A 25,597-nucleotide genomic window follows, 5' to 3' on the forward strand; every position below is an offset into this window, starting at 1 on the left:
CGGCCATGACAGACACCCTGCAGGACCTGATCGCCTCCGCGGCGGCCCTGATCGTGGGCCTGGCTGCCGGCTGGGCCGTGCACTCGGCGTTCGGGCGCCGCAAGCGCGCCCGCGAGCAGCGCTTCTTCGGTCTGCTGGACGGCTCGGAGTGTGTGCTGGTCACCCACCGGGACAGCACCTCGGCCCACTGGAGCATCCCCCGCCATGACGCGCTCGCGCTGCTCGGTCTCGCGTCGATCGTGGAGAACTGCGGGGCGCATACCGAGGTCGCCCCGCATGACACGGGGCTGCAGGGCTTCGGCGCGCGCACCGAGTTCTGCGTCGGCGATCCGACCGCGCACCGCAGGCTCGCCGCCCATATGACCAATCTACTGCCGGGCGTCACCGTGCACCCGGGGGACGATTCCGGCACGGACCGGGGGATGTTCACCATCGCCGGTACGCACTACCGCCCGGAGCCGGGCACGGTCGAGTATGTGCTGCTGGCCCGGCTGACGGCGGGCGACGACAGCCGGCCGGTCTTCCTGGCGGCAGGTCAGCGGCCGGTCACCCATCGCGCCGCCGTCCGCCATCTCGTCCGCAACCGCGCCCGGCTGTCCCGGAAGTACGGCGCCCAGGGCTCCTTCTGTCTGCTGCTGAAAGTGGTCAACTCCCAGGCGTACGGACCGGATCTGGTGGAGCTGGTCGCGGATGTGACCAAGCCGGCAACCGCCCCCGCGGGCCCCCGCGCCGCCGCGAAGGCGGCCGCGAAGGACGACTGAGTCAGCCCAGCGCCACCGGCTCAGCCGCGGACCCGGCCGAACAGGCGCGCCCCGCCCATCAGACACAGCGCCGCCAGGGCCAGCGTGACGGCCGCCCCGACGGCGACCGTGGTGTTGACGTAGTGCCCAAGGAACACCTGGCGCACCGCGTCGACCGTGTAGCGGAACGGCACGGCGCGCGAGGCGCCCTCCAGCCATCCGGGGGCCAGGGTCATCGGCAGCAGCAGGCCGGAGAGCAGCATCAGCGGCATGGCCGCCGTGTTGGCGATGGCGGCGAACTCCGGGGGCGTGCGGACGTTCATGGCCAGCCCGTAGGAGAGCGTGGACAGGGCCGCCGCGAGCACGGCCACGAACAGCAGTCCGATCAGCACGCCGGGGAGCGGGGCGCGCAGCCCGAAGGCCAGGCCGAGCAGCACCAGCAGCACCGACTGGGCCACCAGCTGGACGACATCGCGCAGGGTGCGGCCGAGCAGCAGCGCCAGCGGGCTGACCGGGGTGACCCGCATCCGGTCCAGAACGCCGAGGTTGCGGTCCATCAGCAGTCCGAGTCCGACGTACGACCCGCCGAGCAGCGCGAGCTGGACGAGCACACCGGGGACCAGCGTCTGCCAGGACGATCCGCTGACGCCCATGTCGAGTCCGGTCAGCAGCGGGCCGAAGAGGGCGAGCAGGAGCAGCGGCTGCAGCATCCCGAAGAAGAGATGGGTCTTCGAGCGAAGCGTCGAGCGCAGACAGCGGCCGAAGACGATGCCGGTATGGGCGAGAAGAGTCATAACAGGGCCTTGGGTGGTCGGGTGCGGCGTCGGGTGCTCAGACCGCTCGGATAGCTGAGCTCGGACGGCTCAGATGGCAAGAGGCTCATCGGCCGTGGAACGGCCGGTGATGGCGAGGAAGGCGTCCTGGAGGCTGGCGGCCGGATCGCCCGCATAGCGGCTCTTGAGCTCGGCGGAGGTGCCCTCGGCGACGATCCGCCCGGCGTCCACGACCACGATCCGGTCGGCGAGCGCGTCGGCCTCGTCCAGGTAGTGGGTGGTGAGGAAGACCGTGGTGCCGTGCTCGGCGCGGACGCGCCGCACCAGGTCCCACAGCTCGGCCCGGCTGCCGGGGTCGAGGCCGGTGGTGGGCTCGTCGAGGAAGAGCACCTCGGGCCGGTTGACCAAGCCCAGCGCGATCTCCACCCGGCGGCGCTGACCCCCGGACAGGGCGGCGGTCGGACGGTCCATGAGCCCCGACAGGCCGAGCTCACCGGCGAGTTCATCGGCGCGCCCGGCCGCTGCGCCCCGGGACATCAGATGCAGCCGGCCCTGGGTGACCAGCTCCTCGCGTACGGAACACGCGGGGTCCAGGCCGCCCGACTGGGCCACATAGCCGATCCGCCGCCGCACGCCCGCCGGATCGCGGAGCAGATCACGCCCGGCGATCTCGGCCTCGCCTCCGCTGGGCGGCAACAGGGTGGTGAGCATGCGCAGGGTCGTGGTCTTACCGGCTCCGTTGGGGCCCAGGAAGCCGAGGATCTCGCCGCGGCCGACGGTCAGGTCGATACCGCGGACGGCGTACACGGGGCCGCTGCCCAGCGAGAAGGTCCGGGTGAGGCCGCGAACGCGGATGACGGATGAGGACATGCCCTCGATCAGAGCACAACGCGCCCCAAACTTGCAATGGACTTAAAATTTGGAAGTGAGCGCAAGTTTGCAACGGGATACACTGACGGCCATGAGCGAAGGACTGCGGGAACGGCACAAGCGCCGTACGCGCCGACGGATCGCGGACGTGGCCACCGGCCTGTTCCTGGAGCGGGGCTTCGACCGGGTCACGGTCGCCGAGGTCGCCGCGGCCGCGGAGGTGTCCGTGAACACCGTCTACAACTACTTCCCGGCCAAGGAGGATCTGGTCCTGCCGCCCGACCAGGCGTCCCCGCGGCGGATCGCCGACATCGTGCGCGAGCGCCCGCCCGGCCGGTCCGCCGCGCAGGCGGTGCTGGACCGGCTGCGCGAGGAGGTGGCGCGCCGGGATCGCTCGCTGGGGCTGACCGAGGGCTTCGGCCCGTTCTTCGCGATGATGCGGGCCGCTCCCACCCTGGTCGCCCGGCTGGAGGAGCTCGGCCACCGGATGAACGACGAGCTGGCCGCCGTACTCGCCGAGGAGACCGGCACGGCGCCGGAGGATCCGCTGCCGCGCGTGGTGGCCGCCCAGATCAGCGGCTATCACTCACTCATCTTCGGCGAGATCGGCCGGCGCGTCACGGCGGGCGAGCGCCCCGACGCCATCGCCAAGGCCGTGACCGAACTCCTCGACGCCATCGAGGAGATGCTCGGCGCGCCGATGCTCGGCTACGCCGTACGGGAGGGGCGACCGTGTTCCGAGTGACCATCCGCGGGGCCTTCGAGGAGCTGGGCGAGGACGACCGCGAGGCGCTGCGCACCGCGGTCGACTCCTTCCAGGTGGGCTTCACCGAGGCGGGCACCTTCACCTGCGACCAGAGCCTTTCGGCGTTCACCTTCCGCTGCCAGGTACCGGCGGAGCCGGACGACGGCGAACACGAGGCGACCGAGCGGGCCATCGCGGCGCTGACCGCGCACGGTTACCCCCATCGGATCCTGCGGGTCGGGGTGACGGACATGCGGGACGTCAAGATCCGCCGCAAGGGCAAGCGGCGCTGAACGGCCGCAGGCCGAGCGGGACTCGGCACGGGGCGGGACTCCGCACGGGGCACAACTCAGCGGCGGGCGGGACCCCGTACGGGCGGGGCCGGACCCTTGCGGATCCGACCCCCGGATAGCGCCCCGGGCCGGACCGGCCCCGGCAGCCGACCACGGCCTCTATCGTTACCCAGGCGTAACTTACCGCGCTATTACCGCCGGTAAACCCCCGAGTTACCGTCAGGTCACCAGCACCGGTGCTCCCCTGCCCCCACGGCATCCCCCACCAGGAGCCACAGTGACCCCTGCCCGCAAAGCCCTGCGTCCCACGATGGCCGCCGCCGTCTCGGTGACCGTCCTGGCCGGCACGGCCTTCGGCCTCGCCCCCTCCGTCCAGGCCGCGGCACCGGCCCCGACCGCCGCCACGGCCTCCTCCACCGCCTCCGCCTCCTCGGGCGTCTCCCTACGGTTCGTCGACATCCCCGGCGACGGCGGCGTGAAACTGGCCGCAAACGTCGTGGCCCCCGCGGACGCCGACGCCTCCCGCCGCCTGCCGCTCGTCGTCCTGCCCACGAGCTGGTCCCTGCCCCAGGTCGAATATCTCGCCCAGGCCAAGAAGCTCGCCGAAGCCGGCTATGTGGTGCTCACCTACAACACCCGCGGCTTCTGGCAGTCCGGCGGGAGGATCGAGACGGCCGGGCCACCCGATATCGCCGACGCGTCCAAGGTCATCGACTGGGCACTCGCCCACACCCCCGCCGACCCCGACCACATCGGCATGGCCGGGCTCTCCTACGGCGCCGGGATCAGCCTGCTCGCGGCCGGTGCCGATCAGCGGATCAAGGCCGTGGTGGCCATGAGCGGCTGGGCGGACCTGGTCGGCTCGATCTACAGCGGCCGCACCCAGCACGCCCAGGCCGCCGGACTGCTCGCCGGGGCCGGGGAGCTGACCGGCCGGCCCAGCGATGAACTCCGCCAGATCCTGGACGACTTCTTCTCCTCCGACCTCGCCAAGGAACCGGATCTGATCGCCTGGGGCAAGAAGCGGTCCCCCGCCGCCCAGCTCGACCGGATCAACGCCAATGGCGCGGCCATCATGCTGGGCAACTCCTGGGGCGACTCGATCTTCCCGCCCAACAGCTATGCCGACTTCTTCGAGAAGCTGACCGGCCCCAAGCGGCTGGAGCTGCGGCCCGGGGACCACGCCACCGCCGAGCTCACCGGGCTGCTCGGACTGCCCAACACCACCTGGAGCCATGCCCGGCAATGGCTGGACCGCTACCTCAAGGGCGAGCGCAACGGCATCGACACGCAAGCGCCGGTGCAGCTGATGTCCCGTACGGCGGGCGGCGACGACTACGAGGGCTACCCCAGCTGGTCGGCCGTCCCCTCCGAGCAGCGTCGCGTCCCGCTCGCCGGCACCGAGAAGATCACTGCCAACCACGACTCCGGTGCCAACGCCGGAACGGTGCTGCTGAGCGGCGCCCTCGACCAGTTCCTGAAGGTCCCGCCGCTGGCCTCGATCCCGCTGCTGCCGCGGTCCCGCGCGGCCGTCTGGCAGACCGGAACCTCCGCGCGCGAGCAGCGCGTCCGCGGCACCGTGAAGCTCCACACCACCGTGACCAGCGACCGCTCGGACGGTACGGCGGTCGCGTATCTCTACGACGTGGGCCCGCTGGGCGTCGGCAGGCTCATCACCAACGCCCCGGTCACCTTCCACGACCGCACCCCGGGCACGCCCTTCGGAGTGGGCCTGGAGCTGTTCTCCACGGCGTACGACGTCCCGGCGGGCCACCGCCTGGCGCTGGTCGTCGACACCGTCGACCCGCTCTACATCGAGCACAACCCCGACGGCGCCCATCTCACGTTCTCGTCCCCGGCCGCCGACCCGTCCTACCTCACGATCCCGGTCCGCGGCTGAAGCGACGCAAGCGACTGAAGCGACTCAAGCCCTCCGGCCGCCCCGGCTCAGCCGCGGGTGTCCCCCGGCATCGGGGCGGCCGGTTCGGCGGCGGCGACCTCGACCTGGCGGGTCTTCACACTGCGCCGCTCCCGCTTGGCCACCCAGTTGGCGAACCACGACAGCAGCATGCACATCCCGATGTAGATGGGTGAGATCACCATGACCACCGGGATGAACGGCAGGTCGTAGTCGAGATTGGACGCGATCAGCTTTCCGGCGTGCAGAAACTCCTCATAGGTGATGAGGAAGCCGAGCGAGGTGTCCTTCAGGGCCACCACCAGCTGGCTGATAATGGCCGGCAGCATCGCCCGCACCCCCTGCGGCACCAGCACGGACGTCATGACCTGGGTCTTCCGCAGGCCGAGCGAGTACGCCGCCTCGCGCTGACCGCGGTCCACCGAGTTCACCCCGGCCCGGAACACCTCGGCCAGCACCGAGCCGTTGTACAGCGTCAGCCCGGTGACGAGGGCCGGCAGCGGCTGGACCTTCAGCGCCACGAAGACGAAGAAGATCATCACCAGGACGGGCATCGCCCGGAAGAACTCCACCAGCAGCGTGGCCACCCAGCGCACCGGGCGGTGCTCGGAGAGCCGTCCCGCGGCGAGCACTCCGCCCAGCGCGAGCGAGAGGACCGCGGCGATCCCGAACGCCTTGAGCGTGCCCGCGAGCCCGTTCAGCAGCAGCTCCTGGATGCCCTTGTACTCAAACGGCATCCACTTTCGGTAGGTGAACTGGCCGGTGTGGATGAGGAGGTAGATGACCCAGCCGAGCAGGACCAGCAGCACGGCCGTCGCGGCCAGCGCGTAGATCCGGTGCCGGCGCCGGGTGTACGGCCCGGGGACGTCGTAGAGGGCGGTGGTCGAGCGGGCGGTCATCGCTGCACTCCCCAGTGCCGCTCCAGCAGGGAGAAGATCGCGCTGATGGCGAGGGTGATGATCAGATACCCGGCGGCGATCCAGACGAAGGACCAGATGACGCTGTAACCCCGCTCATTGAGGGGCTTGTAGGTGCCGAGCAGTTCGGTGACGCTGAACGACCCGGCGATGGCCGAGTTCTTGGCGAGCGCGATCAGGGTCGATCCGATCGGCGGGATGACCGAGCGGAACGCCTGCGGCAGCACCACCGTGCTCAGCGTCTGGTCGAACGTCATGCCCAGGCTGCGGGCCGCCTCGCCCTGCCCCACCGGCACCGTGTTGATGCCCGCGCGCACCGCCTCGCAGATGAACGCCGAGGTGTAGCAGCCGAGCGCCATCACCGCGAAGACGGTGAAGGGCAGCACCAGCCCGAAGCGCGGCAGCCCCAGCATCACCGCGAAGAACAGCAGCGTCAGCGGGGTGTTGCGGAGCACCGCCACCCAGGCGGTGCCGAAGGCACGCAGCGAGGCGACCGGCGCCACCCGGAAGGCGGCCATCAGGATGCCGAGCGCGAGGGCGAGCAGCGAGGCGTAGACGGTCAACTCCACGGTGCCGAGGAAGCCCTTGCCGTACAGCGAGAAGTTCTGGGTGAGCACGTCCATGGGAGGGCCTTCAGCCGGTGCGGTAGCGGTCGATGGGGGGCGGCTTGGGGGCGGGCACACCGGAGAGGCCGAGGGTCGCCTCGTACGCCTTCCTCCAGTTGCCGTTGCGCTCATGGACCTGGATCGCGTCGTCCAGCGCGAAGCGCAGCGCGTTGTCCCGCTTGGGCACTCCGATGCCGTACGGCTCCTTGGAGAAGGGCCGGCCCACCACCTTCAGCTCCTCGGGGGCCTTGGCCGCGTAGCCGAGCAGGATGGTGTTGTCGGTGGTCACCGCGTCCACCTGGAAGCTGAGCAGGTTGTCCACGCACACCGAGTACGTGTCGTACGCGACCGCGCGGGCCTTGGGGTAGTCGGTCTGGATGCGCTGCAGCGGGGTCGAGCCGGCCACCGAGCAGACCGTCCTGCCCGCGAGGTCGGCGGGGCCGTGGATGTCGTCCTCGTCGGTGCGCACCAGCAGCGACTGTCCGGCCATGAAGTACGGCCCGGCGAAGCCGACCAGCCGTTTGCGCAGCGGATTGATGGTGTAGGTGCCGACGTAGAAGTCGATCTGGCCGCTCTGCAGGGCGGTCTCGCGGTTGGCGGAGGCGATGGTCTGGAACCGGATGGTCTTCGGGGCGAAGCCGAGGGAGGCGGACATCATGCGGGCGATCTCGATGTCGAAACCCGAGTAGCGACCGGTGGCCGGGTCCCGCTCGCCCAGATAGGGCTGGTCCTCCTTGACCCCGACGGTGAGATGGCCGCGGCGCTCGGCCCTGCGCCAGGTGGGCGAGGAGGGCAGCCGGAAGCCGGTCGCCACCTTGTAGGTGGGCAGCTTCTCGGCCCGGGGGCCCTTGGCGGGCGGGCTGCCCTCCTTGCCGCAGCCGGCCATGAGCAGCAGGGCCAGGGCCGTTACGAGGGCGGCGGTCGCGCGGCACAGCCGCCTCATGTCCGTCATCACCGGCTCAGTGCTTGAGGATCTTGGACAGGAAGTCCTTGGCCCGCTCGCTCTCCGGAGCCCTGAAGAACTCCTCCGGCGGACGGTCCTCGACGATCCGGCCGTCGGCCATGAAGACCACCCGGTTCGCGGCAGAGCGGGCGAAGCCCATCTCATGGGTCACGACGACCATCGTCATCCCTTCCTGGGCGAGCTGACGCATCACCTCCAGCACCTCGTTGATCATCTCCGGGTCGAGGGCGGAGGTCGGCTCGTCGAAGAGCATCACCTGCGGATCCATCGCCAGCGCGCGGGCGATGGCCACCCGCTGCTGCTGGCCGCCGGAGAGCTGGGCGGGGAACTTCCCGGCCTGGTCGGCGAGTCCCACGCGGTCCAGCAGGTCCAGGGCCCGCCGCTCGGCGTCCTGCTTCCCGCGGCGGCGGACCTTGGTCTGACCGAGCATCACATTGGCCACCACGGTCCGGTGGGCGAAGAGGTTGAACGACTGGAAGACCATGCCGACCTCGGCCCGCAGCCGCGCCAGCTCCTTGCCCTCCTCGGGCAGCGGCCGGCCGTCGACGACGATGGAGCCGGACTGGACGGTCTCCAGCCGGTTGATGGTCCGGATCAGGGTGGACTTGCCGCCGCCGGAGGGGCCGATGATCACGACCACTTCGCCGCGCCCGACGGTGAGCTCGATGTCCTGCAGAACGTGCAGCGCGCCGAAGTGCTTGTTGACGCCGTGCAGCTCGATCAACGGCTCACCGACGGCCATACCCGGCCCCACCCACCTTCCGCTGCGTCCCGGTCAGCGCAAGCTATCCAGACAACCGGGGAGCTTGGGGTACGGACACGCGCTGATGGGTGGATACCGCCCGACAGGGCCTATGGGGCGTCAGCCCCGCCGGGGCTCCGCCCCGGACCCCGCTCCTCAAACGCCGGAGGGGCTGGATTAAACCCGGAGGGGCTGGACCGCATCGATCTGCGGCTCCGCCGCGTGGCAGGGGCTCCGCCCCAGACCCCGGAGTCTGGGGCGGAGCCCCAGTTGAGGGAAGGGGCGGGGAGGGGAACAGCCCGCCGCGGGCGTCACGATCCGCCGGCCCCCCTACGCCTCGGCGACCTCGGCGTAGCGCCGGGAGAGTTCGGGGGCGCCGTCGGCGGCCCACTGCTGACCGGCCTCCACGACGTCGACCTCCCGGCCCGAGGCCAGCAGGACGACGGGCCGGCCATTGGGCCACACCTGCCAGACGGCCCCGGGGACGGTGCGGACGATGACCGTGCCGAGGTAGAGACCGGCGTCGTTACCGAGCCAGGGGAGCTCGTCCGGGTCGTCGCGCCAGCGCGGCGCCATCTGGTCCAGCGCCTCCAGCGAGGCAGTCGAGTCATCAAGTCCGATGCCCGCGGCCGCGGCCCGCGCGCGCAGCAGTTCGCATTCGGAGAGCAGTTGGGCGACGCCCTGGGGATCCTCCTCCTGGGCGCCCATCAGGGCCGTGCCCGAGGCGGGGCCGCGTCGCTTGCGCCAGTTGCCCAAGAAGGAGATGTTCATACGACTCAGCGTGGCATCCGCGCCACCGGCGCACCACAGGGCGCGCGGTGTGAGCTGTGACCCGATGCTTGGAGGGCGGCGCGAACGTGGCGCGACGCGAGACGTGACCCGTCGCTTGTCTTGACGACACCCACCGGCCTCTCTACGTTCTCCCCGCGCCTGTCGAATCGCCGAAGGGGCGCGGCGCTGTCGAAAGGGAGAGCGCGCGCAGGCCCTGAGGAACGAAGGGCCGAGCACGGTCGACCGTCGACAGCGGCATAGGCGCCCCGGAGGCAATCCAAACCGTAGAGGCGGTCAGGTTGGTTGCGAGAGGGGACACTTATGCGCGTCGCGAGACCCTGGACAGCTGCCGGGATCGTCGCGGGAGGTGTCACTCTCGCACTCCTCGCGCCTCCCTCCGCCGCATCGGCCAGTGTGCCGACCCGGCCGACCCATAAGCCGCTCCCTCTGGAGCGGCTTTTCGACAACCGGGCGGTCAGCGATGACGCCCGGCCGGGTGACGCCGACTTCGACGGCGCGGGCGCCTCGCTCTCCGCACAGGATCTGCGGGCCGCCGGCTGGACCCCGGGGCGTGACATCGCCCTGGACGCGGCGCGGCTGACCTGGCCGAGGAGCGCGGGGGCACGGCCCGACAACGTGATCGCCGATGGACAGGCGGTTCGGCTGCGCGGGCGGGGCGAGGCGCTGACCTTCCTGGTGGCGAGCAGTTCACCGGAGGGGCCCGGCGCCGGGGCGAGCGGTGTCGGCACGGTGCGCTACCGGGACGGGTCGAGCCGTCCGTACACGCTGAGCGCACCGGACTGGCGGGCGGGCCCCGCCGCCACCAAGGCCGTCGGGCTCCCCCATCTCAACACCGCGGCCGGGCAGCGGCAGGAGACCGCCCGGCTGTACGCGGTGACGGTGCCGCTGGAGCGCGGCCGGGATGTGGCGTCGGTGGTGCTGCCGAGGGATCCGGGCCCGGCGGCCGATCTCCATGTCTTCGCCGCGGCGCTGCGACAGCCCGCGGACGGCTGGACCGGAAGCTGGGCGGCGAGCACCGCCGGGTACACCAAGGTCGGGCCGTGGACCGATCAGACGCTGCGGCTGGTGGTGCACACCAGCGCGGGCGGGCCGAGGGCCCGGGTCCGGCTGGAGAACACCTTCGCCGCATCGCCCGTGGAGATCGGCCATGCGACGGTCGCGCTCCAGGCGGGCGGCGCGGCGGCGCAGGGCGCACCGGTGCCGCTGACCTTCGGCGGGCGGCCGGGGACCTCGGTCCCCGCGGGCGCGCAGGTGTTCAGCGATCCGGTGGACTTCCCGGTTCCGGCGGACGCCAATCTGCTGGTGAGCATCCATCTGCCGGGTCCGGTCGCGGCGGTGCCGGTACACAGTCAGGCCACCCAGCGGTCGTATCTGAGCGCGGCGGGCAGCGGTGACCGGACCGCTGAGCCGGGCGCCGAGTCCTATACCGGCACCCTCACCACCTGGCCGTTTCTGACCGGGATCGATGTGCGGGGCGGGCCGGGTTCGGTGGTGGCGCTCGGCGACTCGATCACCGACGGCACCAAGTCCACCAATGACGCCAACCGCCGCTGGCCCGATGTGCTCTCACGCCGGCTGCGCGGCCAGTCCGAGATCCCGGCGTACGGCGTGCTCAACGCGGGTATCTCCGCCAACCGCGTGGTCGCCGACCGCTATCCGGGCGAGGGCGTCTCCACGGACACCGGCGGGGTCAGCGCACAGCACCGGCTGGAGCGGGATGTGCTCGCCCAGACCGGGGCCCGTACGGTCGTCGTCTTCCAGGGCATCAACGATCTACGCTGGGGCAGCTCGGCCGAGGAGCTGATCGCGGGGCTGCGGTCGCTCGCGGCGCGCATGCATGAGCGCGGGCTGCGGGTGGTCGGGGCGACCATCGCCCCGTGCGAGGGCGAGTCGCTGTGCACGGCGGACGCGGACGCGCGGCGCTCGGCCGTCAACGCCTTCCTCCGGGACAGCGCCGGGGCGTTCGACGCCGTGCTGGACTTCGACGCGGTGGTGCGGGACCCCGAGCATCCGGCGCGGATCCTGCCCGCCTACGACAGCGGGGACCATCTGCACCCGGGGGACGCGGGGTTGCGGGCGCTGGCGGAGTCGATCGACCTGCGGAAGCTGGTGGGGTAAGGGGGCGCCTCGGGGGGCTCCCGCGCGCAAGGGAGCTCCCCGTACAGCACGCCCCGGGGTCACACCTCCAGGTCGACGACGACCGGGGCGTGGTCGGAGGCTCCCTTGCCCTTGCGCTCCTCGCGGTCCACATACGCGTCGCCGACCGCCTTGGCGAACACCTCGTTGCCGTAGACCAGGTCGATCCGCATACCGCGGTTCTTGGGGAAGCCCAGCTCCCGGTAGTCCCAGTAGGTGAACGGGCGGTCGTACTTCAGCGGCCGCGGCACCACGTCCGACAGCCCCGCCTCGCGCAGCGCCGCCAGGGCCTCGCGCTCCAGGTCGGTCACATGGGTCAGCCCGTCGAAGGCGGACCGGTCCCAGACGTCCTCGTCGGTCGGCGCCACATTGAAGTCGCCGAGGACCGCGAAGGGGCGCTCACCGGCCGCGTCCCCGGCGACGGTCGTGCGCAGCGCCTCCAGCCAGCGCAGCTTGTAGTCGTAGTGGGGGTGGCCGATCTCCCGCCCGTTGGGCACATAGACGGACCAGAGGCGGACCGGGCCGCAGGTGGCCCCTATCGCCCGCGGCTCCTGGCCGCCGTCGTAGTCCGGGCCGCCGGGGAGGCCCACGGTGACGTCCGTGAGACCGGCCTTGGAGACCAGCGCCACTCCGTTCCACCGCCCGGTGGCGTTGACCGCGGCCTCGTAGCCGAGCTCGCGCAGCGGCTCGTACGGAAAGGCGGACTCGGCGCACTTGGTCTCCTGGACGCACAGGACGTCCGTGCCGCTGCTCTCCAGCCAGGCGAGCAGCCGGGGCAGGCGGGCGGTGATCGAATTGACGTTCCAGGTCGCGATGCGCATAGGGGACAACCTACATCCCGGCTATGACAGCCGGCCCGGCCCTCACAGGGCGCCGCTCTTCACCGGGTGCCGGCCCTCACAGGGCGCCGCGCCTCGCCGGGTCCCGGCCCTCAGAGGGTGAGGGACTCGCCCGGTGCCAGCCGCAGGTGCTCGGCACCGCCCGTGCCCGGTCCGTCGGGGCCGAGCATGCGGCCGTAGACCATGTGCGCGAGGTCGGACAGCAGGGCGTCGTGGATGTCGACGGCCCGGCGCGGGTCGACCGCGCGGACGTAGTCGAGGACCTCGGCGAACTTGTTCCAGGGGGCGTGCACCGGCAGCATCAGCGTGTCCACCTGCCGCCCGGTGGGCACGGTGAGCGCGTCGCCGGGGTGGAAGAGCGTGCCGTCCACCAGATAGCCCACATTGGTGATCTGCGGGATGTCGGGGTGGATGACGGCGTGCAGCTGACCGTGCACCTCGATGTCGAATCCGGCGGCGGTGAAGGTGTCGCCCTCCCCGACGGTGTGCACCCGCCCGGGGAACGCCGCCGAGATCTGGCCGGAGACGCTGGAGAGCGTCCAGATGTGGGCGGCGGGGTTGGCGTCGAGTGCGGTGCGCAGCCGCTCCTCGTTGAAGTGGTCGAAGTGCTCGTGGGTGACCAGGACCGCGTCCGCGCCGACCGCGGCGTCCTCTTCGCTGAAGGTCCCGGGGTCGATGACGAGCGCCTGCCCGTCCTTCTCGATCCGGACGCAGGCATGGCCCTTCTTGGTGAGCTTCATGGAGATCATTGTGCTCCCGCGGGCCCGGTGACCGTGCTAGCCCTCCGGGCTTGTCTCCTCGCGGATGATCCGCTGGGCCACGGCGAAGGCGGAGTTCGCGGTCGGCACCCCGCAGTAGACGCCGGTGTGCAGCAGCACCTCCTTGATCTCGGTGGGGGTCAGCCCGTTGCGCAGCGCGGCGCGGGTGTGGAAGGCGAGTTCGTCGAGGTGGCCGCGGGCGGCGAGGGCGGTGAGGGTGACCACGCTGCGGGTGCGCCGGTCGATTCCGGGCCGGGTCCACACCTCGCCCCAGGCGTAGCGGGTGATGAAGTCCTGGAAGTCGCCGGTGAACTCGTCGGTCAGGGACTGCGCGCGGTCCACATGGGCGTCGCCGAGCACCTCACGGCGCACCTTGATGCCCTGGTCGTACGCGTCGGAGCGGGGGTCCAGCAGCGGCTCGGGCACGTTGTGGCCGTACTCGACGACCTCGGCGCCGGGCGGCGCGGGCGAGAGCACGGGCTTGAGCGAGGGCGCGGGGATCGCGGTCATCCCGGTCGGGTGGTCCGGGGACTGCCAGGAGCTGGAGAAGTGGCGCACCAGCAGATCGGTGACGGCCATCGGCTGTTCGACGGGGGTGAGATGGGAGGCGCCGGGGACGAGCGCGAGCCGGGCATCGGCGATGCCGGCGACCAGGACGCGGGCGTCGGCGGCCGGGGTGACCTGGTCGTCGGCGCCGGCCACCACGAGGGTAGGGATGCCGATCCGGCTCAGCTCGGCGCGGATGTCGAAGGCGGCGAGGGCCTCGCAGGCGGCGATGTAGCAGCCGGGGTCGGTGGTGCGGACCATCTGGACGGCCCAGTCGACGATGGCGGGCTGCGAGGCGGCGAAGGCAGGGGTGAACCAGCGCTCGGGGGTGGCGCGGGCGATCGGGTCGAGGCCGTTGGTGCGGACCACGACGCCGCGCTGCCGGAAGGAATCGGCGGTGCCGAAGCGCGGGGAGGCGGAGACGAGGGCGAGTGAGCCCACTCTCTGGGGATGTCGGAGCGCGAGTTCGGCGCCGATGGCCCCGCCGATCGAGCAGCCCGCGTAGCCGAAGCGCTCGACCTCGAGCTGGTCGAGGGTGGCCAGCAGCCGGGCGGCGAGCTCGGCCACGGAGGCGGCCGGATGGGCGGGCGCGCCGCCGTGGCCGGGGAGGTCGAAGCGGAGGACGCGCCAGTGGCGGGACAGCTCGGGTATCTGGCGGTCCCACATATGCCAGGTGGTGCCCAGCGACGGTCCGAGCACGAGCACGGGCCCGTCCTCAGGGCCGTCGGTCCGGTACTGAAGTGTCTTCGTCTCGCTCACCCGAAAACGGTATCCGACAGAGGCGGCGGGGTTTTCGGGCGTGATGCACCCAGGATGTGAAGGACCTACGGGGTGACCGTGGAGACCACGTAAACCTTGGGATGCGCCGGGTTGTCGAACTTGACCGTGATCCTCAACTTGGGTTGCGGATCCTTCTGCTTGAGCTCCATTCCGGCCCAGTCGTGACCAGCCTCCCCGACCTGCCAGCCGACCTTCTTCGCCTGGTCGCCGGTGATGGTCACCTTGCCCTTGTCCAGGGCGGAGCGGCCGGTGCCGATCCGGTGCAGGAAGGAGTCGAGTCCGTCGCGGTCCGTGACGAACTGCACGTACAGCGAGCTGACCTTCCAGGAGTTGGTCTCGTAGAACGCGACCTTCTTGGAGTAGGGCGGCACCGGCACGTCGTATATGCGCCGCTGCACCCGGGTCGGATAGCCGGCGCTGAGGCCCTTGGCCGACGCCGCCTCCGCCTTCTCCTCACCGCCGTTGCGGCTCTGGATGGCGGAGATCACCAGATAACCCGCCGGGATCACGATCAACAGGAAGACGATCACGACCTTGAGCCAGCGGCGGGACGGGCGACCGCCACCGGACGTGGGCCCGCCAGGCGTGGAGCCACTGGACATGGACCCGCCGGGCGCGGGCCCATCGGGGTGCCTGCCGTCGGCGGCGGGGGGCATCGGGGCGCCGGGGCGCTGCTCGGCGGCGGTCACTCGCGGCCTGCCTGACCGCGCGGCGCCAGCCTCAGCGGGGAGGAGGACCCGGCGCGCTCGTACCGCTCGACGCGGCGGCGGTTGGCGCGGCGGAAGCGACGGGCCACCAGCCGGGCGAGGTCGGCGGCGCCGACCATCCCGGCCTCGGGGCCCAGCTGGGCCTTGACGATCCGGGCCTCCGGTCGGTACCCGCGGCCGGTGAGGGTGCGCCGGAAGGCGTCCCGGGCGGGGCCGATCAGCAGATCGTCGGCGGCGCTGACGCCTCCGCCGATGACGAAGCAGGAGGGGTCGAGGGCGGCGGCGAGGTTGGCGATGCCGACGCCGAGCCACTGGCCGATGTCCTGGAGCAGTTCGATGCACATGGCGTCGCCCTGCCGGGCCAGTTCGGTGATCAGCGGTCCGGTGATCTCCTGGATGTTGCCACCGACCCGGTCGGTGATCCCGTACGCGACCGGCGATTCGGCGGCGGCCAGCTCACGGGCCTCGCGGACGAGGGCGTTGCCGGAGCTGTACTGCTCCCAGCAGCCGCGGTTGCCGCAGGGGCAGCGGTGGCCGGCCGGGACGACCTGCATATGGCCGAACTCCCCCGCGACCCCGTACTTGCCGCGCTTGACCTGGCCGTCCTCCAGGATCGCGCCGCCGATTCCGGTGCCGAGGGTGATCATGACGAGATGGTCCTCGCCGCGTCCGGCGCCGAACCGCCACTCCGCCCACGCGGCGGCGTTGGCGTCGTTGTCGACCATGACCGGGACGTCGAGCCGCTCCGCGAGCCGGTCGCGCAGCGGTTCGTTGCGCCAGGACAGATGCGGGGCGAAGAGCACCCGATTGCGGTCGGCGTCCACCCAGCCCGCGGCGCCGATGCCCACGGCGTGCACATCGTGCCGGTCGGAGAGGTCCAGCACCAGTTCGGTGATGGTGTCCTCGACGACCTTGGGGCTCTTGGACTTGTCCGGGGTCTCGGTGCGCAGCTTCTCGAGGATGGTGCCGTCGGCGTCGACCACCCCTGCCATCACCTTGGTGCCGCCGATGTCGATGCCGACCGTGGGCACCCGGGGCGCGCTGAGATGCGAGCGGCGCTCACGGGTGCCAACGGTCCGCAATACGGTGGCCCGGGCCGAGCCCCGGTGCACTCGTTCGCGGTAGATGCTCATCGGCCGGCCCCCTCGCCGGTGTGGGGGGTACGGTCGCTGCGGGTACGTGCTCGCACGAGTTCGTCGTCCCTGCGGGGGTATCGGGAGGCCGCGCGGCCTCGGGTGCGTCGGTCGTGGCGGGTGGGGCCCGCCGTGCGATTGTGCCTCACCCGCGCCTCACGCCGCATGACGAGCCTACGGCGCGCGGCCCGCAGAGGTGCCGGAACACGGCCGTCGGCCCGGCCGCTCAGCCCTTGGCAACCCCTTCCGAGAGATCGGGGGCGGGGGTGCGGGCCAGTTCATGGCTGAGCTGTTCCAGCTCGCTGCCGCCCGCCATCTGCCGGGTGAGCTCCTCCAGCGCGATCTCGTCCTTGGCGTGGCTGCCCGCCATGGCGCCGCGCTTGAGCAGCACGAAGCGGTCGCCGACGAGATAGGCGTGGTGCGGGTTGTGGGTGATGAGGACCACGCCGAGGCCCGCGTCCCGGGCGGCCGCGACGTACTTGAGCACGACCCCGGACTGCTTGACGCCCAGCGCCGCCGTCGGCTCGTCCAGGATCAGCACCTTCGCTCCGAAGTGGACGGCGCGGGCGATGGCGACGCACTGGCGCTGACCGCCGGAGAGGGTGCCGATGGGCTGGTCGACGTCGCGCAGATCGATGCCCATGCGCAGCAGTTCACGGTGGGTCGTGGCGCGCATCGCCTCCACGTCCAGGCGCCGGAGCGGCCCGCGGCCCTTGTGGATCTCGGAGCCGAGGAAGAAGTTCCGCCACACCGGCATCATCGGGACCACGGCGAGGTCCTGGTAAACCGTGGCGATCCCGCGGTCGAGGGCCTCGCGCGGGGAGCCGAGCCGGGCCTCCTCCCCCTCGATCGTGAAGGTGCCGCCGTCGTGCTGGTGCAGCCCCGCGACGATCTTGATGAGGGTGGACTTGCCCGCGCCGTTGTCGCCGAGGACGCAGGTGATCTCCCCGGCGTGCACCTCCAGGGAGACGCCGTCCAGGGCCTGGACGTTGCCGTAGTACTTGCTGATGCCGCTCAGCGCGACCAGAGCCGTCCGGGACGCCTGAGATGTCTGGGACGTACTCATTTACTCTCCTCTGCCCGCTTGCGGACCCACCAGTTGAGCAGCGTGGCGAGCAGCAGCATCGCCCCGAGGAAGAACTTGAACCAGTCGGCGCCCCACTGCGCGTAGACGATGCCCTTGTTGGTCATGCCGAAGATGAACGCGCCGACGGCCGCGCCGACCGCCGAGCCGTAGCCGCCGGTCAGCAGGCAGCCGCCGATGACGGCGGCGATGATGTAGAGCAGCTCATTGCCCACCCCCTCGCCGGACTGGACGACGTCGTAGTTGAACAGCAGATGCTGGCCGGAGATCCAGGCGGCCAGCGCGACGCCCAGATAGAGGCCGATCTTGGTGCGCTCCACCGGTACGCCGACCGCGCGGGCCGCCTCCTTGGCGCCGCCCACCGCGAAGATCCAGTTCCCGGCGCGGGTGCGCAGCAGGATCCAGGTGGCGAGCGCGATCAGGGCGAACCACCACAGGACGGTGATCTGCACCTCGACGTCCCCGATGGTCAGATGCGAGGCGAAGACCTTATGAGCGGAGGGGAAGCCCTCCATGTCGGCGATGCTCTTGGTGGAGACGGTGTCGCTGATCAGCTTGGTGAAGCCGAGGTTGCAGCCCTGGAGGATCAGGAAGGTGCCGAGCGTGATGATGAAACTCGGCAGATTGGTGCGCACCAGCAGATAGCCGTTGAAGAAGCCGATCGCGAGGGTGGCCAGCAGGGACACCCCGGCGCCGACCCATACGTTCGCCGTCATCTGGTACGAGAACATCGACGAGATCAGCGCCGAGCTGGTCACCAGGACGCCGGTCGACAGATCGAACTCCCCGCCGATCATCAGCAGCGCGACCGGCACCGCCATGATCCCGATGGTCGAGGACGCGTACAGCACGGTGCTGAAGCTGGACCACTGGAGGAAGGCGTCGGCGACGATCGAGAAGAAGACGAAGACGGCGACGGCGCCGACGACCGCGCCCAGCTCCGGCCGCCCCGCGAGCCGGCGCGGCAGCGAGCCGCGCACCGGCTGCCGGCTCGCGAGTTCTTCGACGGGCGGTGCCTCTGCGCTCATCGGGTGCCCCGCTTCGTGTACGACGCGAGCTCGGCGGCGTCGTCCTTGGTGATGATCTGCGGTCCGGTCAGCACCGGCCTGCCACCGCCGAGCACATCGGCGTTGTAGCGGTTGAGCCACAGCAGATCCACGGCCTCATAGCCCTGCAGATACGGCTGCTGGTCCACGGCGAAGCCGAGTGTGCCGTCCTGGAGCGCCGCGGCGACCTTGGCGTTGAGGTCGAAGGTGTCGATCTCGGCCTTGCTGCCCGCCTGGTCGGCGGCCTTGGCGGCGGTGTCCGCGAAGGGCGCGCCGAGGGTGAGCACGGTGTCGATGCCCTTGTCCGACTGAAGCTTGGCCTCGATCGAGGACTGCACATCGGGCATGTTGGTGCCCTCGACGTAGATCTTCTCCATCTTGCCGTCGAAGGTCTTGGCCGCGCCGTCGCAGCGCTGCTCATGGCCGACGTTGCCCTGCTCGTGGAGCACGCACAGGGCCTTCTTGCGGCCCCGCTTGTTGAGCTCGTCGCCGACGGCCTCGCCCGCGATGGTCTCGTCCTGGCCGACGTGGGTGAGCGCGCCGAACGCCTTGGACACCTCGGAGCCGGAGTTGACGGTGATCACCGGTATCCCGGCCTTTTGCGCCTTCTTCACCACGGCCTTCATGGCGTCGGGCTTGGCGAGGGTGACGATCAGGCCGTCGACCTTCTGGTCGATGTAGGACTGGACCAGTTGGGACTGCTCCTTGCCCTCCTCGTTGTGGGCGTAGAGGAACCGGATGTTGTCCTTGACCGCGGCCTGCTTGGCGCCGCTCTGGACGATGTCCCAGAAGGTGTCGCCGTCGCCGGAGTGGGTGACCATCGCGAAGGTCCACTTCGGGGTGTTGACCGCCGCCCGTCCCCCGGCGGCCGCCTCCCGCGCGGCCCGCTCCTCGGCGCGCTTACCACCCGTACTGCTGCAGCCCGCCAACGCCGTACCCAGCACCGCCGCCAGCACGGCGGCGGTCATCGCACGCGCCCCTCTCCGCACCTTCGCCACGAAGACCCGCCCTTCTCACTGTGTGTTCGTCCCGCTGTCACCTTCGCGGCCGGGTACCGCGTGATCGGTCCCGGCCGCCGCCAAGTATCCGTTACCGGCCCTGGCCGGGGCTTCCGGGGTGCTCGGCGGCGCCGCGTACGGTGAAAACCGTGGCGGGCCCGGTGCCCGCCTGGCTGGAGGACTTGTAGCGGGCGACGCGGGACACGTCAAGAACAGCGGCGGGGTACGGCCGGGGCGACGGCCGGGTACGGCGGGAGCGAAGGGCTCAGGGGCGTACGAGCAGCTGGAATTCGAAGGCGTAGCGCGAGGCCCGGTAGGTGTGCGAGCCGAACTCCACGGCCCGGCCGGTGTCGTCGTAGGTCGTACGCTCCATGGTCAGCAGCGGCGCACCCTCCGGCTCCCCGAGCTGCTCCCCCTCCTCGGCGGTGGCCGCGCGGGCGCCGACCGCCTGGCGGGCGCTGTGCAGGGTGATCCCGGCCGCGCGCATCAGCCGGTAGAGCCCGGTGTCCTCCAGTTCGGCGCTGTCCAGCTTGAGCAGGCCCACGGGGAGGTGGTTGCGCAGATGGGCCATGGGCTCGCCGTGCGCCAGCCGCAGCCGCTCGATCAGCACCACCTCGGCGCCCTCGGAGATGCCGAGCGCGGCGGCGACCTCGGCGGTCGCGAGCTCGGTCGTGTTCCGCAGCACCTGGGTGGCGGGGCGCTGACCGGCCGCCTCCAGGTCGTCGTAGAGGCTGCTCAGCTCCAGCGGACGCTTGACCTGGCTGTGCACCACCTGCGTGCCCACGCCCCGGCGGCGCACCAGCAGCCCCTTGTCGACCAGCGACGAAATGGCCTGCCGGACGGTGGGGCGGGACAGCCCGAGCCGCCCGGCCAGCTCGATCTCATTGCCCAGCAGGCTTCCGGGCGCCAGCCGCCCCTGCTCGATCGCCGCCTCGAGCTGCTGGGACAGCTGGAAATACAGTGGGACCGGACTGCTGCGATCGACGCTGAGCTGGAGCGCCTCCGCCCCGCCCGAAGAGTCTTCTTCCTCCATAGCCACGGGGCGAGGGTATCCGGATGAGCACATGACGGGAAGTCGTGAAGTTCTGTTGTCCGGACAAACTACGCACAGGCGACCCGCCGGGGCCGACAACGCTGTCAACCCGCACGGTCGCGAACGGACGGCGCGACCACGGCCGACCCCTCCGGCGGCCTGCCCCCCGAGTGACCGGAAGCGATACCGCAGGCAGGCAGCGGGGCCCGAGGACCCCGGCCGCGTGCCCGCCGGGACGGTGCGTCAGACCATCGCGAGGCGGTCCACCACCAGCTTCGTCCTCCGCTCGGCGTCCTCCGGTGGCAGCCGTCCCGCCCGGGTCAGGGTCGCCAGGCCGTGCAGGGCCGCCCAGAACACCTCGGTGAACAGCGCCGGGTGAACGCCGTCCCCGGCGACCTCTCCGAGGTTCTCCAGCAGGGCGGCGAAGGCGTCCTTCAGAGGTTCCGGGGTGCCCTCGTTCGCGAACAACAGGCCGCCGTCGAGCTGGAACATCGCGTCGTAGACCGCCGGGTTGCGTTCGGCGAAGTCGAGGTAGGCACGAGCGAGGGCGGCGGCCCGGGCGCCCGGGCCGTTCGCGGCACGGGCCGCGGCCCGCAGCAACGCGGCCATCTCGGCGGCGCCTTCGAGGGCGACGGCGCCGATGATCTCGCGCTTGCCGCGGAAGTGGCTGTAGAGGACGGGCTGGCTGTACTCGATGCGCTCGGCCAGCCGGCGGGTGGTGACCGCGTCCCAGCCCTGCTGCTCGGCGAGTTCCCGGGCCGTCGCCAAGATGAGGCGTTCGCGGCTCGCCCGTTCGCGCTCCTTGCGTTCCTGTACCGACATGATTCGATCCTATCATCGCTAGACATTCGAGCAGCAGCAGCGCTAGCGTTGCCGGATCAGCTATCAATGCTAGATCTCACGAGGGGTCATCATGCTCGATGCACTTGAGGTCGTCACCACCGTGGTCGTCGGCGTGATGGTGGGGGTGGAGTTCTCCGTCGCCTTCTTCGTCAACCCGATCCTCGACGGCCTCCCCGGCGACAACGGCGTGCACGGCCGCTCCCACGGGGCCCGGCTGCTCGGGGCCGTGATGCCGGTCTGGTACATCGGCTCTCTCATCCTCGTCGCGGTCTGGGCCATCGCCGGATGGCGCCACCAAGGCGCCGGCCTCGTCGTCACCGCCGCCGCGCTGCTTGTCCTCAGCGTGATCATGTCGGTCCTGCTGCTCGTCCCGATCAACAACCGCGGCAAGACGTGGACCGCCGACGGCCTGCCCGCCGACTGGAAGCAGCAGATGAACCGCTGGGACCGGTTCCACTACGTCCGCGTCGCCGTCATCATCGCCGCCTTCGCCCTGCTGGTCGCCGCCCTCGCCTGAGCCCGCGGGCCGGCACCGCGCTGGTGACGCACAATCCCCACTCCCCGGGCGGCAGCCGGCCACCGAAATCCCGACATCCGGGAATGCGACTGCCGCTGAGAGCCCACGACTGCGATCCCGACACGCCACGCCTCTGGATGACCTGCGCGGCTCTCGGCTCTGCGTCCCGGTTCTCCCGGATGACGGCCTTGATGCCGCGCCCGCGCAGGTGGGCGCGGTTGCCGCGGGACGCGTGCGCCTTGTCCCGCACCAGGTACGGACCGTACTCGCCGATCGGCAGGTACGGCTCGATGAACTCCCACTCCACATCGGTCAGTTGCGCATGTGTCAGGCAAGACGATCTACCGGATCGAAGATCAGCCCGAGGGGAGAACCCGCTCATTGATCACGACCCGATACGCGCCCTAAGGGGCCTGCTCGCGCAGCCTGGCGGCGGACCGGGCCAGCCGTATCGCACCGACCACCGGCAGGGCGAGCGCTATCAGGAGGGAGGCCACGAACGCGGGGGCGCTGATCCCGTCGAACGCCAAGGAGAGGGCGGCCGCCAGCACCGGCACCGTCACCAGCGGCGACAGGACGAACAGCGTGGCCTGCCGCTTCTCGCGCCGCGCCCACGGCGCGGACCGCCACAGCCGGACGAGCGCTCCGAAGGCGGCGACCAGCCCCAGCGGTATGCCCACGCCCGGGATCAGACACAGCGGCACGGGCAGTATGGCGAGGCCGAGCGTCAGCCAGGTGCCGCCGGGGTTCTCGGGCTCGGGCGGAATGCTGCCGGACTCCTCGGCCAGCGCGTCCGCCGCGATCTCCTCCGGGGTTCCGATCCAGTCGAGGGCCCGTCGAACGCGCTCATCGCTGATCGCCGGGCCGCCGTCCGCGGCGGGACCCTCGGTGGGGTCGTCCGCCAGCGCCGCCGCGATCTCCTCGCGCAGATCCTCGAGCAGTTCCTCCCGCCACGCGGCGGAAAGCGCCGCGGTCCGCCGCTCGACCGAGGCCAGAAAGGTCCGCACGAGGGGGTGGCTGAGGGGGCTGCTCATATCGTCTCTCCGGATGCGAGGAAACGTTCACCGGTCCGGGGCATTACAACCGGCATCCGTCAGCGTGTAGCACCCGCACGAGGGCCGCGCCCGAATTCGCGCAAATGCGCATCCCGCTGCGGGCGACAGGCTAATACGCGGCCCTACCGCCCCCGCTGTGCGTCATGGCCCGGTCCAGCTCGGCACCGGTGAGCCCGGCGGGGAGCGGGGCGGTGTCGGAGCGGACGCGCAGACCGTCCAGGACGAGCGCGGCGATGCGGCGGGCGGCGCGGTCCCAGGCATCGGGCGGGAGTTGGGCACGGGCGAGCGTCGCCACGGTGACGACGATGTCGGCGGCGGTTGCATCGGGCCGGATCGAGCCGTCGTCGATGCCCCGCTTCAGGACCGCGGCCAGCGACCGGGAGATCCGCGGGCCGAGAGGGTCGGCCCCGTCCTGCGGATGCGGGCCGAGGGGGTCGGCTCCGTTCCACGGACGCGGGCCGGGGGCGCTGAGCAACGGCAGGGCGAGATGGCGGCGTTCGGCGAGCAGCCGGTCCAGGAAACCGGCCAGCGCGTCCAGCGGTGACGCCGCGCTGGCCTCGGCCTCCTGGGCGAGGTCGGCCACGAGCTGGTGGGCGCGGTGGACGACGGCCGCGCATAACTCGTCGCGGTCGGCGAAGTTCCGGTACAGCGTGGCGATGCCGACCCCGGCCTCGCGCGCCACCACGTCCAACGGCACGGCGGGCCCATCGCGGAGCAGGGCCCGCTCAGCCGCCTCGAGGAGGGCGGCGCGGTTGGCGACGGCGTCCGAGCGGCGGCGCACGGGCTGGGCGGGACTCATGGGGCCATCTTCCCGCTCCGGGCACCGCGGGAGGGCGGCGGACGCGAGAGTCCTACGGCGATGCCCAGATTTTCAGCCGCCGGCCGTCCGCCGCCGCTTCACCGCCCCTCACGCCTTCATCGCCTGCACCGCTTCACCGCTTCAACCATTCATCCTCGTACTTCTTGTACGTACCGTCGTGCGTGGCCAGATGGACCCACTGGTCGACGTACTCCTTGAACTGCGCGTCGCCGCGCGGCAGGGCGTACGCCTTCTCGGAGAAGGAGAACGGCTCGTCGGGGTGGACCGCGCACAGCTCCGGGTGGATCGCGGACTGATAGCGGGTCTCGCTGGCGTCCGTCATCATCACATCGGCGCGGCCCGCGATGATCTCGTCGAAGATCGTGGTGTTGTCCGCATGGACGGTGAGAGTGGCCCGTTTGACATGGGCCCGGGCGAACTCCTCATTGGTGCCGCCCGGGTTGACCACCACCCGCACGCCCGGCCGGTCGATGTCCTCCAGCGTGCGGTACCTGTCCTTGTCCTCGCAGCGCACGATCGGCGTCTTGCCGTCGGTGAGATACGGCTCGCTGAAGGACGCCTTACGGGCGCGGGCCAGGGTCACCGACACCCCGCCCATGCCCACGTCGCAGCGTCCGGCGGCGAGGTCGTCCACAAGGGTGGCCCAGGTGGTGGGCACGAACGCCGGTTTGGCGTCCAGGCTCTTGGCGAGGTCCCCGGCCATCTTGATGTCGATGCCGGTGTAGGCGCCGGACTTGGGGTCGCGATGGCTGAAAGGCCGGTAGTCGCCCGTGGTGCACACCCGCAGCACCCCGCGCTCGGGCACCCGGTCGAGCAGGGTGCCGCGCTGCGGCCGGGCGCGGTCGGCGGCGGACGCCCGCGGCGAGTCGGGCTTGGACGTGGAGCCGACGGCCAGCGCCGAACCGGCGGCGGTGGCGGCGAGCACGGCGGCGAGGGCGGACAGCGTGACGGTACGTCTCACGGCACCTCCTGGGCGCGAGCGGGCGGCCGGTACGAGCCGCATGATCACAGCGCGCTCAGGGTGGCAGAACTCCCGGCCCACGGGAAGCCGTTGACCGCCCGCTGGGATGCGCGGACGGACGGCCCCCACGCACCGCCATTCGTACGGCCCGCGCACAGCCCTCAGCGCAGCCTGGGCCCGCCGTCCGTACAGCCCGCGCCCCGTCCGTACGGCCCGCCCCCGTCAGTACAGCTCTGGCGCCGAGTCCAGCGGTGGTGCCACATCCGCGAGGCGGGCCAGCAGCTCGGCGGCGCGCTTGCCCACGGTGTCCCGGTCGCCCTCGGACAGCGCCGAGCCCATCCCGCAGGCGACCGCCCCGGCCGCGATCCAGTCCGGGGCCTCGGCCAGCGTCACCCCGCCGGTGGGGACCACGGCGGCTTGCGGCAGCGCGGCCCGTACGTCACTGACCCATCGGGGCCCGTAGGCGGAGGCGGGGAAGAGCTTCAGGGCGTCCGCGCCCAGCTCCATCGCGTGCACCGCCTCGGTGGGCGTGGCCACGCCGGGGAAGACCGGCAGACCGTAGCGGTGGCCGGTGCGGATGACCTCGGGGTCCAGGCTCGGCGAGACGAGGAAGCGGGCCCCCGCGTCCACCGCCATCCGGGCCGAGGCGGCGTCGAGCACCGTGCCCGCGCCGATCACCGCGTCATCACCGACCTCCCGGATCAGTGTGGTGACCGCCTCCAGGGCGAAGGGCGTGGTCAGCGAGATCTCCAGGCTGGTGATACCGGCGGAGAGCAGGTTGTCCGCCGTGGCATGGGCGTGGTCGTAGCTGTCGCTACGGACGATGGCGAGAACGCGCTGCGCGAGCGCGGCCCGGGTGATCTCCCAGCGGTACACGGCGGTCGCCGCCTTCCTCTCCCAAGTGCTACTGGCGATGCCGCCCCGGATTGCCTCCGGGATATGCGGCGATTTCGGTGTGCGGTGAACAATATGCGGTGCTGTG

Annotated in this window: 27 protein-coding genes; 6 read left to right on the plus strand and 21 right to left on the minus strand. The window is 71.4% G+C overall.

The window, feature by feature from the left end; all coding sequences use genetic code 11:
* The first annotated feature begins 5 nt into the window (after window positions 1–5).
* A complete protein-coding gene (locus ACFYOY_RS22435) occupies window positions 6–761 on the plus strand; it encodes a hypothetical protein (RefSeq protein ID WP_351878598.1) in 756 nt (251 codons plus the stop codon).
* A gap of 20 nt (window positions 762–781) precedes the next feature.
* Here ACFYOY_RS22435 and ACFYOY_RS22440 read toward each other — a convergent pair whose 3' ends face one another.
* Window positions 782–1,534, minus strand: a complete 753-nt coding sequence (locus tag ACFYOY_RS22440) for an ABC transporter permease (protein ID WP_388589055.1) — start codon at window positions 1,532–1,534, stop codon at window positions 782–784.
* A 69-nt stretch (window positions 1,535–1,603) separates the two neighbouring features.
* On the minus strand, window positions 1,604–2,383 hold the full coding sequence (locus ACFYOY_RS22445) for an ABC transporter ATP-binding protein (RefSeq protein WP_059141884.1): 780 nt from the start codon (window positions 2,381–2,383) through the stop codon (window positions 1,604–1,606).
* 91 nt (window positions 2,384–2,474) lie between these two features.
* Here ACFYOY_RS22445 and ACFYOY_RS22450 point away from each other — a divergent pair, with 91 nt between their 5' ends.
* The 3 genes from ACFYOY_RS22450 to ACFYOY_RS22460 all read left to right on the plus strand — a co-directional run bounded on the left by ACFYOY_RS22450 (window position 2,475) and on the right by ACFYOY_RS22460 (window position 5,321).
* A complete protein-coding gene (locus tag ACFYOY_RS22450; RefSeq protein ID WP_351878605.1) occupies window positions 2,475–3,128 on the plus strand; it encodes a TetR family transcriptional regulator in 654 nt (217 codons plus the stop codon).
* Window positions 3,125–3,421, plus strand: a complete 297-nt coding sequence (locus tag ACFYOY_RS22455; protein WP_388589058.1) for a DUF6204 family protein — start codon at window positions 3,125–3,127, stop codon at window positions 3,419–3,421. Before ACFYOY_RS22450 ends, ACFYOY_RS22455 begins: the two co-directional genes overlap by 4 nt.
* A 277-nt stretch (window positions 3,422–3,698) precedes the next feature.
* Entirely contained in the window at window positions 3,699–5,321 is a 1,623-nt protein-coding gene (locus ACFYOY_RS22460) for an alpha/beta fold hydrolase (protein ID WP_388589061.1), read from the plus strand.
* A 47-nt stretch (window positions 5,322–5,368) separates the two neighbouring features.
* Here ACFYOY_RS22460 and ACFYOY_RS22465 read toward each other — a convergent pair whose 3' ends face one another.
* The 5 genes from ACFYOY_RS22465 to ACFYOY_RS22485 form a co-directional block, all read right to left on the minus strand.
* On the minus strand, window positions 5,369–6,238 hold the full coding sequence (locus tag ACFYOY_RS22465) for an amino acid ABC transporter permease (RefSeq protein WP_351878614.1): 870 nt from the start codon (window positions 6,236–6,238) through the stop codon (window positions 5,369–5,371).
* Window positions 6,235–6,879 (minus strand): amino acid ABC transporter permease, encoded by a 645-nt coding sequence (locus ACFYOY_RS22470; RefSeq protein ID WP_351878617.1) that lies wholly within the window; start codon window positions 6,877–6,879, stop codon window positions 6,235–6,237. Before ACFYOY_RS22470 ends, ACFYOY_RS22465 begins: the two co-directional genes overlap by 4 nt.
* A gap of 10 nt (window positions 6,880–6,889) precedes the next feature.
* Window positions 6,890–7,804, minus strand: coding sequence for a glutamate ABC transporter substrate-binding protein (locus tag ACFYOY_RS22475; RefSeq protein ID WP_351879537.1), 915 nt, complete (start codon window positions 7,802–7,804; stop codon window positions 6,890–6,892).
* A gap of 16 nt (window positions 7,805–7,820) precedes the next feature.
* Window positions 7,821–8,567, minus strand: coding sequence for an amino acid ABC transporter ATP-binding protein (locus ACFYOY_RS22480; protein WP_351878620.1), 747 nt, complete (start codon window positions 8,565–8,567; stop codon window positions 7,821–7,823).
* Between the two features lie 330 nt (window positions 8,568–8,897).
* Entirely contained in the window at window positions 8,898–9,338 is a 441-nt protein-coding gene (locus ACFYOY_RS22485) for a DUF6278 family protein (protein ID WP_093465503.1), read from the minus strand.
* A 321-nt stretch (window positions 9,339–9,659) separates the two neighbouring features.
* Between ACFYOY_RS22485 and ACFYOY_RS22490 the strand changes: the two genes are divergently transcribed.
* Complete coding sequence (locus tag ACFYOY_RS22490) at window positions 9,660–11,477, plus strand: SGNH/GDSL hydrolase family protein (RefSeq protein ID WP_388589066.1); 1,818 nt, start codon at window positions 9,660–9,662, stop codon at window positions 11,475–11,477.
* Between the two features lie 59 nt (window positions 11,478–11,536).
* On the opposite strand, the gene ACFYOY_RS22495 is transcribed toward ACFYOY_RS22490, so the two are convergent.
* The 10 genes from ACFYOY_RS22495 to ACFYOY_RS22540 all read right to left on the minus strand — a co-directional run bounded on the left by ACFYOY_RS22495 (window position 11,537) and on the right by ACFYOY_RS22540 (window position 21,241).
* Window positions 11,537–12,316, minus strand: coding sequence for an exodeoxyribonuclease III (locus tag ACFYOY_RS22495; RefSeq protein ID WP_351878625.1), 780 nt, complete (start codon window positions 12,314–12,316; stop codon window positions 11,537–11,539).
* Window positions 12,317–12,426: 110 nt separating this feature from the next.
* Window positions 12,427–13,074 (minus strand): MBL fold metallo-hydrolase, encoded by a 648-nt coding sequence (locus ACFYOY_RS22500; RefSeq protein WP_351878628.1) that lies wholly within the window; start codon window positions 13,072–13,074, stop codon window positions 12,427–12,429.
* A gap of 36 nt (window positions 13,075–13,110) precedes the next feature.
* On the minus strand, window positions 13,111–14,397 hold the full coding sequence (pcaC, locus tag ACFYOY_RS22505) for a 4-carboxymuconolactone decarboxylase (protein WP_351878631.1): 1,287 nt from the start codon (window positions 14,395–14,397) through the stop codon (window positions 13,111–13,113).
* Window positions 14,398–14,462: 65 nt separating this feature from the next.
* Complete coding sequence (locus ACFYOY_RS22510; RefSeq protein ID WP_351878634.1) at window positions 14,463–15,107, minus strand: hypothetical protein; 645 nt, start codon at window positions 15,105–15,107, stop codon at window positions 14,463–14,465.
* Window positions 15,104–16,258, minus strand: coding sequence for an ROK family glucokinase (locus ACFYOY_RS22515; RefSeq protein ID WP_078644599.1), 1,155 nt, complete (start codon window positions 16,256–16,258; stop codon window positions 15,104–15,106). The genes ACFYOY_RS22510 and ACFYOY_RS22515 overlap by 4 nt, the downstream gene beginning before the upstream one ends.
* 226 nt (window positions 16,259–16,484) lie before the next feature.
* Window positions 16,485–17,324, minus strand: a complete 840-nt coding sequence (locus ACFYOY_RS22520; RefSeq protein ID WP_351878638.1) for an ATP-binding cassette domain-containing protein — start codon at window positions 17,322–17,324, stop codon at window positions 16,485–16,487.
* Window positions 17,321–18,370 carry an ABC transporter permease gene (locus ACFYOY_RS22525; RefSeq protein WP_059141813.1) on the minus strand — a complete coding sequence of 350 codons (1,050 nt, stop codon included), beginning with the start codon at window positions 18,368–18,370 and terminating at the stop codon, window positions 17,321–17,323. Before ACFYOY_RS22525 ends, ACFYOY_RS22520 begins: the two co-directional genes overlap by 4 nt.
* Window positions 18,367–19,356, minus strand: a complete 990-nt coding sequence (locus ACFYOY_RS22530; RefSeq protein WP_351878641.1) for a sugar ABC transporter substrate-binding protein — start codon at window positions 19,354–19,356, stop codon at window positions 18,367–18,369. The genes ACFYOY_RS22525 and ACFYOY_RS22530 overlap by 4 nt, the downstream gene beginning before the upstream one ends.
* 295 nt (window positions 19,357–19,651) lie before the next feature.
* Entirely contained in the window at window positions 19,652–20,419 is a 768-nt protein-coding gene (locus ACFYOY_RS22535; RefSeq protein ID WP_093465492.1) for a GntR family transcriptional regulator, read from the minus strand.
* A 243-nt stretch (window positions 20,420–20,662) separates the two neighbouring features.
* Window positions 20,663–21,241, minus strand: coding sequence for a TetR/AcrR family transcriptional regulator (locus ACFYOY_RS22540; RefSeq protein WP_351878644.1), 579 nt, complete (start codon window positions 21,239–21,241; stop codon window positions 20,663–20,665).
* A 91-nt stretch (window positions 21,242–21,332) separates the two neighbouring features.
* Here ACFYOY_RS22540 and ACFYOY_RS22545 point away from each other — a divergent pair, with 91 nt between their 5' ends.
* Window positions 21,333–21,779, plus strand: a complete 447-nt coding sequence (locus tag ACFYOY_RS22545; RefSeq protein WP_351878647.1) for a DUF1772 domain-containing protein — start codon at window positions 21,333–21,335, stop codon at window positions 21,777–21,779.
* A gap of 404 nt (window positions 21,780–22,183) precedes the next feature.
* Here ACFYOY_RS22545 and ACFYOY_RS22550 read toward each other — a convergent pair whose 3' ends face one another.
* The 4 genes from ACFYOY_RS22550 to ACFYOY_RS22565 form a co-directional block, all read right to left on the minus strand.
* Window positions 22,184–22,813 carry an HAAS signaling domain-containing protein gene (locus ACFYOY_RS22550; RefSeq protein WP_351878650.1) on the minus strand — a complete coding sequence of 210 codons (630 nt, stop codon included), beginning with the start codon at window positions 22,811–22,813 and terminating at the stop codon, window positions 22,184–22,186.
* A gap of 130 nt (window positions 22,814–22,943) precedes the next feature.
* A complete protein-coding gene (locus ACFYOY_RS22555) occupies window positions 22,944–23,633 on the minus strand; it encodes a TetR/AcrR family transcriptional regulator (RefSeq protein ID WP_388589075.1) in 690 nt (229 codons plus the stop codon).
* A gap of 133 nt (window positions 23,634–23,766) precedes the next feature.
* Window positions 23,767–24,615: a transporter substrate-binding domain-containing protein gene (locus ACFYOY_RS22560; protein WP_351878656.1), complete on the minus strand. Its 849-nt coding sequence runs from the start codon at window positions 24,613–24,615 to the stop codon at window positions 23,767–23,769.
* Between the two features lie 222 nt (window positions 24,616–24,837).
* A complete protein-coding gene (locus ACFYOY_RS22565; protein ID WP_093465487.1) occupies window positions 24,838–25,491 on the minus strand; it encodes a bifunctional 4-hydroxy-2-oxoglutarate aldolase/2-dehydro-3-deoxy-phosphogluconate aldolase in 654 nt (217 codons plus the stop codon).
* Between the last annotated feature and the right edge of the window lie 106 nt (window positions 25,492–25,597).

Origin of the sequence: Streptomyces sp. NPDC007875 (genome assembly GCF_042868035.1) — a bacterium.
GTDB lineage: Bacteria > Actinomycetota > Actinomycetes > Streptomycetales > Streptomycetaceae > Streptomyces > Streptomyces antimycoticus.